The organism is Micromonospora sp. WMMD714 (assembly GCF_029581315.1).
In the GTDB taxonomy this organism is placed as follows: domain Bacteria; phylum Actinomycetota; class Actinomycetes; order Mycobacteriales; family Micromonosporaceae; genus Micromonospora; species Micromonospora rifamycinica.
In genome coordinates this window covers 6,783,013-6,795,234 of sequence record NZ_CP120744.1, presented here as the reverse complement: position 1 = coordinate 6,795,234, position 12,222 = coordinate 6,783,013, and the positions used below count along the sequence as shown (strand labels likewise).

Here is a 12,222-nt window from a genome sequence, read left to right as displayed (position 1 = left end):
CTAGCCTGCGGGGATGGGCCGGAGCCAGTCGTTGCCGCGGGGTGGTGACCCGCGTTTCGGCCCCGACGCCGACGACTCGGCCAGCCCGATCCTGCACGTCGACATGGACGCCTTCTTCGCCGCCGTGGAGGTGCGCCACCGGCCCGAGCTGCGCGGTCGGCCGGTGGTGGTCGGCGGGGTCGGCCCGCGCGGCGTGGTCAGTTCCGCCAGTTACGAGGCCCGCCGGTACGGCGTGCGCAGCGCGATGCCCACCGCGCGGGCGCGGGCGCTCTGCCCGGGCGCGGTCTACCTGTCCCCTGACTTCGCCCGCTACCGGGCGGCCTCCGACGCGGTGATGCGGATCTTCCGGGACGTCACCCCGCTGGTCGAGCCGCTCTCCCTCGACGAGGCGTTCCTCGACGTGACCGGTGCCCGCCGGTTGTTCGGCCCGCCGGCGGCCATCGCCCGGCGGATCCGCGCCCGGGTGACGGCCGAGCAGGGGCTGACCTGCTCGGTCGGAGTGGCGCCGAGCAAGTTCGTGGCGAAGCTCGGCTCCACCCGGGCCAAGCCGGACGGCCTGCTCGTGGTGCCGGCCGGTCGGGTGCTGGAGTTCCTCCACCCGCTGCCGGTCGACGCGCTGTGGGGGGTGGGCGAGCGGTCAGCCGAGACGCTGCGCCGGCTCGGTCTGCGGACCATCGGCGACCTGGCCGAGGCGCCCGTCGGGATGCTCCGCAAGGCGCTCGGTGCGGCGTCCGCGACCCACCTGCACGAGCTGGCCCGGGGGCGTGACCCCCGGCCGGTCAGCCCGGAGCAGGTGGAGAAGTCGATCGGGGCCGAGGTGACCTTCGACGTCGACGTCGTCGACCCGCAGGAGATCCGCCGGGCGCTGCTCGCCCTCAGCGAGAAGGTGGGCAGCCGGCTGCGTGGGGCCGGTCAGGTCGGCCGGACGATCTCGCTCAAGGTGCGACTGTCCGATTTCCGCACCGTGCACCGGTCCCGGACCCTCGGCGGGGCGACCGACGTGGCCCGCGAGATATTCGACACCTCGTGGGGCCTCTGGACGGTTCTCGACCCTGGTGAGCCGGTCCGGCTGGTCGGCGTCCGGGTGGAGGGTCTGGCCGGGGTGGCCGACACGCCGAGACAGCTCACGCTCGGCGCACCGGAGCGGGGCTGGCGGGAAGCGGAGACCGCCGCGGACGCGGCGGCTGCCCGTTTCGGGCGGTCCGTCATAGGTCCGGCCAGTCTGCTCGGCAAACGTGACCGCCGGCCCGGGGAAAATAGCAGTCGGCCGTAGGTCGTCCCGCTTTCCGACGCGCGAGCCCCCTCGTAGACTTGGCGGCAAGCAGCCGGATGGCTGCCACGGTCTGTCGGCCCGACCGGGCCGACCAACGTGACCGGGGAGGAGTGCCGTGCCGCTCTCGGAGCACGAGCAGCGGCTGTTCGAGCAGATCGAGCGGTCGCTTGCCGAGGACCCCAAATTCGCCTCGGCCGTGCGCGCCAGCGACCCGCGTTTCCATACGCGACGTCGCCTGCTCGTCGCTGCCGGCGTGGTGGTCGTCGGTCTGGCCCTGTTGGTCTACGGCGCGGTGATCAAGACGCCGCCGCTGGCAGTGGCGGGGTTCGTCGTCATGCTGGCCGCGCTGGGCTACGCGGTGCAGTCGCACCGGCGGGCGCAGTCACCGGACCTGCACGTGGTGGGTGGCACGACGAGTCGTCGCCGTCCGCGTGGCCGGGGTGGCCGTCGGCCGTCGCTGCTGGACCGCATGGAAGATCGGTGGCGGCAGCGTCCGGAGGGACACCGCTGACCTGTCCGCCCCACGGGATGGACGGGCGTCACCGCCGACGGTGGGTGCCGGACGACGTCCGGCAACCTCCGTCGTATCGCCATGTCCGCGTCACCCGGCAACCTCCTCGTATCGCCATGTCGGCGTCCCTCGTATCGCCATGTCCGCGTCGCCCGCCGGGCCGGTAGCGTGCGCCACCCGCCCGACTGACGCTCCCGCCGGCCCTTGATCCACTCCTGTGGGGCGAGGTAGCGGTATCAGCCCGTCCTGATACCGCTACCTCGCCCCACGAGCGAGCGGGCGAGCGGGCGGCCGGGCGGGGCGGGGCAGGCCGAGCGGGGCGAGCGGGGCGGGGCGGGCTGCGGGGTCAGGCGCGGCGGGCGGCCAGCAGCCGGCGGGGGTTCCAGCGCAGCAGCAGCCGGCGGAGCCGGCCGGAGGCCGCCACCAGCCGTGCCGAGCCGTCGCCGAGCGAGGTGCGCCAGCGCAGCAGCACCGACGGGGGCAGTACGGCGGCGAGGAACCGGGTACGCCGGTCCGCCCTGGCGGCCAGGGTGCCGCGTACCGTCCGTAACGCCGGGTACAGCGGCTCACCGGTGAGCGGGTTCCGGGCGTAGCGGGCGCGTTCCTCCGCCCGGCCGAGCAGCCGTACCGCCGTGGCCGAGTCGCCGTCCGCGCCGACCGCCTCGCGGGCCAGCCGTTCGGCGGTCGCCCGGGGCGTCTCCGTGCGGTCGATCGGCACCCGGTAGTCGATCAGGGTGTCGAGCAGCTCGTCCCAGGCCGCGTGTGCGTCCGACCGGGCCCGGTCGGCCTCCGCACCCAGCACCGTCATCGGGACGCTCCCACCCACCGCGCCGTCGGCGGCCGCGCCGGCCGCCACCGGGACGGGCGGGCGGTGCCGCCGCTGGCGCAGCGCACGGCGACGCAGCGCCGGCACGGCCAGCAGCGCCAGCAGCGCGAGCAACCCGGCGGCCGTCCACCACGGCCAGGTCGGGGCGCGTTCGACCGGGGCGTTGACGGTCGAGTCGAAGCCCTGGTCGACCTCCCGGTCGGTCTCGTCGTCGGCCTGCGGCCCGGCGGTGGCGCCCGGGTCACCCGGGGCGGCCGGCGCGGCGGTGTCCGACGGCTCCGGGTCCGGCGCGTCGGTGTCCGGCGCCCACGCCGACCGGGTGGACCCCTGGACGCCGTACGCGGGGGTGGCGTCGAACGGCACCCACCCCAGCCGGTCGAAGTAGACCTCCGTCCAGGAGTGCAGGTTCCGGTTGGTCAACGTGTAGGTGTCCCCGTCGACGTTGCTGCCGTTGGTGAAGCCGAACGCCACCCGGGCCGGGATGCCGGCCTCCCGCACCAGCCAGGCCAGCGCCGCCGCGTACTGCTGGCAGTAGCCGACCTTGTTGGTGAGGAAGTCCACGATCTCCTGGCCGCTGGTGCCGCCCTTGGTGCTCAGCGAGTACCGGAAGCCGTTCTCCTGGGAGAAGTAGTCGTAGATCGCCCGGACCCGGTCGTAGTCGGTGGACTTCCCCTCCACCAGCCGGTTGACCAGCAGGGTGACCTCCCGGGCCTCCGGGGTCCGGGTCTGTTGCCGCCGGATCGGGTGGTCGGCGGGCAGCGGCCGGGCCCGGCGCAGCGCCGCCGGGTCGTACGTCGAGCGCACGTACTCGAACGAGTAACGCTTGCCCCGGGAGTTGTCCCGGTTGGAGAAGACCACCCCGAGGTTCTGGTCGTACGACCAGTTGCCGTTGAGCCCGTCGAAGCCGACCGGATCGGTGTAGAGCGGCACGAAGGGCATGTTCAGTGTCCGGCTGACCTCCACGGTCGCCCGGTAGGTCTGCTGCTCCACCCCCGGCCCGGCCCGGTCCGCCGGGTCGGGGAGTTCCCGGTTGACCGGTCGGCCGTTGGGCGCGCGTACCCGGAAGCCGTCCGGACGCAGCTCGTCCGCGACGCCGAACCGCAGGTAGAAGGGGTTCTTCTCGGTGGTGGTGACCTTCACCATGTCGGCCACCTCGGACTGGTTGAGCTGCCCGCTGAGCGCCGCGAAGAGGTCGATCCGCCCGGGGCCACCGCCCTGGCCGGGGCGTCCGGTGCCGGTGCCGTTGCCGGCGCCGATGAACTGGTCCAGCAGTCCACCGCTCATCCCCGGCACGGCCAGCGGCAGCACCACGGCCAGGACCACCCCGACCACCGCCAGCCGGCGGCCGGCGGCGGCCAGCGGGGAGGACTCCCAGACGTCCACGTCGCGGCCCTCGCCGGTGAACCGGCGGCCGAACCGGCGGACCCGGTCGACGTTGTCGGTGACCAGCAGCCAGAGGTAGCCGGCGGCGCCGACCACGAACGGCATCGCCGGCACACTGTCCACGTAGACCGCCACCGGGACCGAGTAGATGGCCAGCATGGGCAGCCCGGCCAGCGCCGGTCGGCGCAGCCCGACGGCGAGCACGTCGACCACGACCGCCACCGAGCCCACCCCGAGCACGCTGATGAACAGCAGCGGGGTGGTGTCCGGCACCTTCACCCCGTAGGTACGCATGTCCTGTAGCGAGCCCTGGGCCAGCTCACCGAAGTGGGCCAGCGTCCCCGGCGTGGGCAGGAACGCGATCAGCTCGCTGCCGCCCGGGAAGAGCCAGGTCAGCGCGAGCAGCAGACCGGCGAGCATGCCCAGCACCTGACCCCAGAGCGGGGCACGGACCAGCCGGGTGAGCGCCGCCGCGCCGGCCACCACGGCGACCGCGATGGTCGACTGGATCAGCCAGGTCCACTGCTGGAAGATCGACGACAGCGGGGCCGCGGCGAGCAGGGTCGCCGCGGCGGCCACGAAGCCGATGTTCCGGGACGCGATCACGGCGTCACCCTCTCTGTGGTCGGACGGGTCACCGCACCGCCCCGGCAACCGTCTCGGCCAGGGCCGCGCGCAGCGCGAAGCCCTGCGAGCCGCGCCCGGCCTGCGGCCAGAGCGCCGGCAGTTGACCGTCGTGGTCGACCCCGATGATCCGCCAGCCGCCCTGCAACAGGGTGAGCGCGGCGGCGGCGTGGACCTGCTCGGCCTCGAACCGGGCACGTTCCGGCAGGCTGAGCCAGGTGGAGCTGTTGAGCAGGAAACCGACGCAGGTCGCGCCGCTGCCGCGCAGCCCGCTCAACAGCTCCGCCTCGGCGGTGGTCAGCGAGCCGAACAGCGCGATGATCAGGCCGCCGTCGGCGCGTTGCCGGACCCGCTGCACCAGGGCCGCGACGTCGCCGCGCTGGTCGAGCCGGACGTCGGCGAGGTGGTCGAGGAGCAGGCCGTCACCGGTGGCCTCGGTGGCGTCGACGTCCACCCCGTCCCCGGTGACCAGGCGCAGCTTGTAGCCGGCCTGCCGGAGGTGGGTGGCGATGCTGGCGGCGGCGGAGACCGACCACTCGAAGCTGGCCGTCGGGCCGTCGCCCCGGTGGCCGTGCGCCCGGGTGTCCAGCAGCACCGTGGCCCGGCTCTCCCAGGGCTGTTCCTCCCGGCGCACCATCAGCTCACCGGTGCGGGCGGTCGACTTCCAGTGCACCCGGCGCAGGTCGTCGCCCATCCGGTACTCCCGGGTGGCGGTGTCGTCCTCGCCGTGCACGGCGACCGACCGGGCCCGGCTGTCGCCGCTGCCGGCGTACTCACCGGGCAGGCGCACCGAGGGCAGCGGGGTGACCTGGGGGACCACCGTCAGCTGCTCGGTGCTGGGGAACGCCCGGGCCAGCTCGCACAGCCCGAACGGGTCGGTCATCCGGACCACCAGGGGCCCCACCTCGTACCGGCCGCGCACGTCGGCCCGGACGGTGTACGCCACCGAGCTGGCCTGCTGCGCGCCGAGTCGTTCCAGCACCACCCGGGGCCGGCTGCCCAGCGCGTACGGCAGCCGGTCCTCCAGCAGCAGGGTGCCGGTGGGCAGCCGGGACATGTTCTGCAACCGCAGCACCACCCGGGAGCTGGCCCCGACCGGCACCCGGTGCGGGTCGAGCGAGCGGTTGCAGGCCAGCTTGTACCTGGTCCGCCCGACGTAGAGCGCGGCGAGCAGCGGCAGGACGGCGAGCAGCACCGCCACCCGCAGCAGGTCCCGCTCGCCGAGGATGCCGGCGGAGATCGCCGCGGCGATCGCCGCCGCCAGGAACGAACGACCCCGGGTGGTCAGGCCCCGCAGCCCGGCCCGCACGTCACGGCCTCCGCGGCTCGAACGGCGGGCGGCCGTTGCCGGCGGCGGGCCGGGGCGTGTCGTACCCGGTGGCGCGCTTGCGGTCCGACGGCAGGGCCAGCCGGTGCACCAGGTCGGCGACGATCGCGTCGGTGGTGCGCCGGGCGAGCTGGGCGTCGGCGGTGGGGATGACCCGGTGGGCCAGCACCGGCACCGCCAGCGCCTGCAGGTCGTCGGGGAGCACGTAGTCACGCCCCTCCAGGGCGGCCACCGCGCGGGCGGTGCGCAGCAGCTGGAGGGTGGCCCGGGGGGACGCGCCCAGCCGCAGGTCGGGGGCCTCCCGGGTGGCGGTGACCAGGTCGACGGCGTACTGCTTGACGGCGTCGGCGACGTGCACGTTGCGGACGGTGGCGATCAGCCGACGGACCGTGTCGGCGTCGGAGACCGGGCGCAGCTCCTGGAGCGGGTCGGCGGCGCCGTGCCCGTCGAGCATGGCCAGCTCGGCCTCCGGGCCGGGGTAGCCCATCGCGATCCGGGCGGTGAACCGGTCCCGCTGCGCCTCCGGCAGGGGGTACGTCCCCTCCATCTCGATCGGGTTCTGGGTGGCGATCACCATGAACGGCGTCTGGAGCTGGTAGGTGACCCCGTCGACGGTGACCTGCCGCTCCTCCATGCACTCCAGCAGCGCGGACTGGGTCTTCGGCGAGGCCCGGTTGATCTCGTCGCCGACGACCAGGTTGGCGAAGACCGCGCCGGGCCGGAACTCGAAGTCGTGGGTCTCCTGGTTGTAGACGCTGACCCCGGTGACGTCGCTGGGCAGCAGGTCCGGGGTGAACTGGATGCGGCGGACCGAGCAGTCGATGGACCGGGCCAGCGCCTTGGCCAGTTTGGTCTTGCCGACGCCCGGGACGTCCTCGATCAGCAGGTGGCCCTCGGCCAGCAGGACCGCCAGGGCGAGCCGCACCGTGGCTGTCTTGCCCTCGATGACCTGCTCGATGTTGGCCACGACGGCCTCGCTGGCGGCATGGAACTCGTCGTGCGGCAGCACGCCGCCCACCTCGTCCCAGGTCTGTTGTGTCACGGGCCTTCCCCTCGTCGCCACGACGGCAGCTCTTTAAGGAGCACCTGGACCCGTCGTTCGGTTCGCAACGGGAAGCCTCGTCTGCCGCAGGAATCGCACTGGTCTCTCAGGCTAACCATGTTTGCGGTGATCGCCGAACCCTGCCGGAAGTCGGCCGGTCACCCAGCGGATATTCGTCAGGTCGGGGGACCTGACGCGGCCGGACGATCACGGACGGTGACCGGTGGGCCGGACGTGGCCCGCGGCCGGCGGGCGCCAGGGGGTACACTGCGGAACATGGCCGGAGCCATCCTGCTTCTTACCGAGCCGTGCTGACGCGCTGACGCGCGACGGCACGGCGGCCCCTCCTGTGCGAGGGGCTTTTTCGTGCCCTGAACAGATGCCCCGGATCCGACCTGACCGCGCCAAGGAGAAGCCATGACTGAGGCAGCCGCACCGGCGGGCGACACCCCCCCGTTCCGGTACACCGCCGCCCTGGCCGACGAGATCGAACGTCGGTGGCAGGACACCTGGGCGCGGGAGGGCACCTTCCACGCCCCGAACCCCACCGGCCCGCTGGCCGACCCGGACCACCCACGGGCCGGCGCGGAGAAGCTCTACGTGCTGGACATGTTCCCCTACCCGTCCGGCGCCGGGCTGCACGTCGGCCACCCGCTGGGCTACATCGGCACCGACTGCTACGCCCGCTACCAGCGGATGTCCGGTCGCAACGTGCTGCACGCGATGGGTTTCGACGCGTTCGGGCTGCCCGCCGAGCAGTACGCGGTGCAGACCGGCACCCACCCCCGGACGACCACGGTGGCCAACATCGAGCGGTACAAGGCGCAGCTGCGCCGGCTGGGGCTGGCCCACGACGAGCGGCGCTCGGTGGCCACCATCGACACCGACTTCTACCGGTGGACCCAGTGGGTCTTCCTGCAGATCTTCAACTCCTGGTACGACCCCGACGCCCGCAAGGCCCGCCCGGTCGCCGAGCTGGTCGCGGCGTTCGCCGCCGGTGACCGGCCGACCCCGGACGGCCGGGCCTGGGCCGAGCTGACCGACGCCGAACAGCGGCGGATCGTCGACGACCACCGGCTGGCGTACGTCTCGCAGGCGCCGGTGAACTGGTGCCCGGGGCTGGGCACCGTGCTGGCCAACGAGGAGGTCACCGCCGACGGCCGCTCCGACCGGGGCAACTTCCCGGTCTTCAAGCGCAACCTGAAGCAGTGGATGATGCGGATCACCGCGTACGGCGACCGGCTGCTGGACGACCTGGACGCGCTGGACTGGCCCGAGTCGATCAAGCTGCAGCAGCGCAACTGGATCGGCCGCTCCACCGGCGCGCACATCGACTTCACGACCGGGACCACTGATTCCGGTGTGGCGGGCGAAGCCCGCATCAGGGTGTTCACCACCCGGCCGGACACCCTCTTCGGGGCCACCTACCTGGTGCTGGCCCCCGAGCACGAGCTGGTCGACGCGCTGACGGCGGCCGCCTGGCCGGACGGCACGCGGGACGCCTGGACGGGCGGGCACGCCAGCCCCCGGGCGGCCGTCGAGGCGTACCGGAAGGCGGCGGCGGCCAAGACCGACGTGGAGCGGCAGGCCGACACGAAGGAGAAGACCGGCGTCTTCGTCGGCACCTACGCCACCCACCCGGTCACCGGCGGGCGGATTCCGATCTTCATCGCCGACTACGTGCTGGCCGGCTACGGCACCGGCGCGATCATGGCGGTGCCCGCCCAGGACGAGCGGGACTGGGACTTCGCCGAGGTCTTCGAGCTGCCGATCGTGCGGACCGTGCAGCCCCCCGAGGGGTTCGACGGCCGGGCGTACACCGGGGACGGGCCGGCGATCAACAGCGCCGCGCCCGAGCGCGGCCTGGACCTGGACGGGCTGGGGGTGACCGAGGCCAAGGCCGCGATCGTCGAGTGGCTGGAGGCCAACGGCCACGGGGTCGGCGCGGTCACCTGGCGGCTGCGGGACTGGCTGTTCTCCCGGCAACGCTACTGGGGCGAGCCGTTCCCGATCGTCTACGACTCCACCGGCGCGGCGATCCCGCTGCCCGAGTCGATGCTGCCGGTCGAGCTGCCCGAGGTGGACGACTTCTCGCCGAAGACGTTCGACCCGGACGACGCCGACAGCAACCCGGAGACCCCACTGTCGCGGCGGCGCGACTGGGTCGAGGTGGAGCTGGACCTGGGCGACGGGCCGCAGCGGTACACCCGGGAGACCAACGTGATGCCGCAGTGGGCCGGCTCCTGCTGGTACGAGCTGCGCTACCTGGACCCCACCAACCCGGACCGGTTCGTCGACGCCGAGAACGAGCGGTACTGGATGGGGCCGCGCGCCGAGGGTGACTGCGGGGGCACCGACCTGTACGTCGGCGGGGCCGAGCACGCCGTGCTGCACCTGCTGTACGCCCGGTTCTGGCACAAGGTGCTGTACGACCTGGGGCACGTGTCGTCGTTCGAGCCGTTCCGCAGGCTGTTCAACCAGGGCATGATCCAGGCGTTCGCGTTCACCGACCCGCGGGGCGTCTACGTGCCCGCCGAGGAGGTCGTCGAGGTCGACGGCCGCTGGTTCCACGGTGAGCAGGAGGTGACCCGCGAGTACGGCAAGATGGGCAAGTCGCTGCGCAACGTGGTCACCCCGGACGACATGTGCGCGGCCTACGGCGCGGACACCTTCCGGGTGTACGAGATGTCGATGGGTCCGTTGGAGGTGTCCCGCCCGTGGGAGACCCGGGCGGTGGTCGGGTCGTACCGGTTCCTGCAACGGGTCTGGCGGGCCGTGGTCGACGAGCAGACCGGCGCGCCGCGGGTCACCGACGAGCCCGCCGACGCCGCGACCCGCCGGCTGCTGCACCGGATCGTCGACGGGGTCCGGACCGACATGGAGGGCATCCGGTTCAACACCGCGATCGCCAAGCTGATCGAGCTGACCAACGCGCTCACCCGGCTGCCGGCCACCCCGCGCGAGGTGGCCGAACCGCTGGTGCTGATGCTGGCCCCGTTCGCCCCGCACGTCGCCGAGGAGCTGTGGCGCACCCTGGGTCACGCCACCTCCCTGGCGTACGCGGACTTCCCGACCGCCGACCCGGCGCTGCTGGTCGCCGAGACGATCACCTACCCGGTGCAGGTCAACGGCAAGGTCCGGGGCCGGGTCGAGGTGCCCGCCGACGCGGCGCAGGAGGTCGTCCGGGCGGCGGCCCTGGAGGCGGTCGCGTCCGCGCTGGCCGGCAAGGAGCCGCGCAAGGTCATCGTGGTGCCGGGCCGGCTGGTCTCGGTCGTCGCCTGACCTGTCGGGAAGAGCCCCTCGTCGACGCTTCACGCGGCGCGAGGGGCTCTTCCCACCGGTCCGCCCGGCGTGCCGCCGCGGACCGTGGGGCGGGTCAGGGTTCGCGGCGGTGCACGACCAGCGCGGCCACCAGGGTGGCGACGACCGGCCAGACGGCGAGGGTCACCCAGGAACCCGGGATCGTGGCGAGATGCTCGTTGAACTGGATGTACGGGTTCGCGACGAGCCGTTCCCAGGCCGGCACCGGCAGGGCGTTGTGGATCGCGGCCGTCCACCGGTTCTCCAGGTCGAAGGCCAGCGGCAGCAGGAGCAGCAGCCCCGTGGTCGCGACGATCGCCGGGGCGGTGTGCCGCAGCAACGCGCCGAAGCCCAGGCCGATGAGCGCGCAGACCGGCAGCAGCAGCGCCGAGGCGACGACCGCCCGCAACGCCCCGGGGTCGCCGAGCGACGCGCCGGCCCCCCGGTCGGCGAGGATGGCCTGCGACAGCCCGAACGACACGGCTGCGGTCAGCACCCCGACGACCAGCATGACCGTCGCCAACACCAGCACCTTGGCGGCGGCCACCGCGGACCGCGCCGGTACGGCGGCGAACGTGGTACGGATCTGGCCGCTGGCGTACTCACCGGCGATCGCCACCGCGCCGACCGCCCCGGCGGCGAGGATGACGAACAGCCAGCCCTCCTCGGGGAAGGCGTCGTGGATCGGGTCGAACGCGGCCTGCCGCTCCGCCGAGTAGCCCGGCCAGTTGTGGTGGTCGGCCAGCGCCGCCCGCACGCTGAACAGCATGGCCGAGACCGCGATCAGCGCCAGCGACCCGTAGGTGGACCGCAGCGAGAACAGCTTGAGCCACTCGGCGGCGAGCAGGTCACGGAAGCGGGCGGCGGGCTCGACGGCCCGGCGGCCGGCGCCCCGGGTGGCCTCGGTCGGGGCGGTCACCGGTGTTCTCCCGCCCGGTATTCGACGCGGTCGGCGGTGAGGTTCATGAACGCTTCCTCCAGTGAGGTGGACCGGGTGATCAATTCGTGCACCGGGATGCCCCGGGTGAAGGCCAGGTCGCCGAGCGCCGTCGGGCTCAGGCCGGTCACCGTGAGCGCCCCGTCGGGGGCCGTCCCGACGTCCGCGCCCGCCTCGCGCACCGCGACGGTCAGCGCCGCCGGGTCCGGCGTACGGACCACGACCTGCGCCTGGACGCTGCGGGCGGCGAACTCGGCCAGACTCTCGTCGGCGATCAACTCGCCCCGGCCGATCACCACCAGGTGCTGGGCGGTCTGCTCCATCTCGCTCATCAGATGGCTGGAGACGAGGATGGTCCGGCCCTCGGCGGCGAGCCGCTGGAACAGTTCACGCACCCACCGCACCCCGGCCGGGTCGAGCCCGTTGAACGGCTCGTCGAACAGCAGCGTCGGCGGATCGCCGAGCAGCGCGGCGGCGATACCGAGCCGCTGCTTCATACCGAGCGAGAAGCCACCGATCCGGCGTCCGGCGACGTCGCTCAGGCCCACCTCGCCCAGCACCTCGTCGACCCGGGACCGGCCGATGGCGTTGCTGGCGGCGAGCGCCCGCAGGTGTGACCGGGCACTCCGCCCGCCGTGCACGTCGCCCGCGTCGAGCAGCGCGCCGACGTGCCGTAACCCGCGCCGACGCGCGGCGAACGGCTGCCCGTCCACCAGGGCACTGCCGCTGGTCGGGCGGTGCAGGCCGAGCAGCAACCGGAGGGTGGTGGACTTGCCGGCGCCGTTGGGCCCGAGGAACCCGGTCACGTGCCCGGGCCGGACGGTGAGGGTGAGCCGGTCGACGGCCGTGGTCCGGCCGTACCGCTTGGTGAGGTCACGTATCTCGATCACGGCGTCGACGTTGCCGGACGGCGGCCGACCGGGCGTCGTACCGCCGGCCACTTCGGTCCCTGCGGGGTAGGCCCCGGGGCGTACGCCCGCCGGCTGATGACCACCCGGC

8 protein-coding genes are annotated in these 12,222 nt (G+C 73.6%); 3 read left to right on the top strand and 5 right to left on the bottom strand.

Annotated elements, in window-relative coordinates:
* Nucleotides 1-13 precede the first annotated feature (13 nt).
* Both O7625_RS28835 and O7625_RS28830 read left to right on the top strand, forming a co-directional pair.
* On the top strand, nt 14-1,273 hold the full coding sequence (locus O7625_RS28835) for a DNA polymerase IV (protein WP_282342985.1): 1,260 nt from the start codon (nt 14-16) through the stop codon (nt 1,271-1,273).
* 115 nt (nt 1,274-1,388) lie between these two features.
* Nucleotides 1,389-1,784 carry a DUF3040 domain-containing protein gene (locus O7625_RS28830; RefSeq protein WP_067301847.1) on the top strand — a complete coding sequence of 132 codons (396 nt, stop codon included), beginning with the start codon at nt 1,389-1,391 and terminating at the stop codon, nt 1,782-1,784.
* A gap of 346 nt (nt 1,785-2,130) precedes the next feature.
* Here O7625_RS28830 and O7625_RS28825 read toward each other — a convergent pair whose 3' ends face one another.
* The 3 genes from O7625_RS28825 to O7625_RS28815 are packed head-to-tail and all read right to left on the bottom strand — an operon-like array spanning nt 2,131 to nt 6,986.
* Nucleotides 2,131-4,599, bottom strand: a complete 2,469-nt coding sequence (locus O7625_RS28825; RefSeq protein WP_282342983.1) for a DUF3488 and transglutaminase-like domain-containing protein — start codon at nt 4,597-4,599, stop codon at nt 2,131-2,133.
* A 28-nt stretch (nt 4,600-4,627) separates the two neighbouring features.
* Nucleotides 4,628-5,926, bottom strand: coding sequence for a DUF58 domain-containing protein (locus O7625_RS28820; protein ID WP_282342982.1), 1,299 nt, complete (start codon nt 5,924-5,926; stop codon nt 4,628-4,630).
* 1 nt (nt 5,927) lies between these two features.
* Nucleotides 5,928-6,986: a MoxR family ATPase gene (locus tag O7625_RS28815; protein WP_067301838.1), complete on the bottom strand. Its 1,059-nt coding sequence runs from the start codon at nt 6,984-6,986 to the stop codon at nt 5,928-5,930.
* Between the two features lie 417 nt (nt 6,987-7,403).
* Here O7625_RS28815 and leuS point away from each other — a divergent pair, with 417 nt between their 5' ends.
* The gene (gene leuS, locus O7625_RS28810) at nt 7,404-10,268 is read left to right on the top strand and encodes a leucine--tRNA ligase (RefSeq protein WP_282342979.1); all 2,865 of its coding nucleotides are present in this window, start codon (nt 7,404-7,406) and stop codon (nt 10,266-10,268) included.
* A 94-nt stretch (nt 10,269-10,362) separates the two neighbouring features.
* Here the strand turns inward: leuS and O7625_RS28805 are convergent, their stop codons facing one another.
* On the bottom strand, nt 10,363-11,205 hold the full coding sequence (locus O7625_RS28805; protein ID WP_282342978.1) for a hypothetical protein: 843 nt from the start codon (nt 11,203-11,205) through the stop codon (nt 10,363-10,365).
* Nucleotides 11,202-12,113 carry an ATP-binding cassette domain-containing protein gene (locus O7625_RS28800; protein WP_282342977.1) on the bottom strand — a complete coding sequence of 304 codons (912 nt, stop codon included), beginning with the start codon at nt 12,111-12,113 and terminating at the stop codon, nt 11,202-11,204. Before O7625_RS28800 ends, O7625_RS28805 begins: the two co-directional genes overlap by 4 nt.
* Nucleotides 12,114-12,222 lie beyond the last annotated feature (109 nt).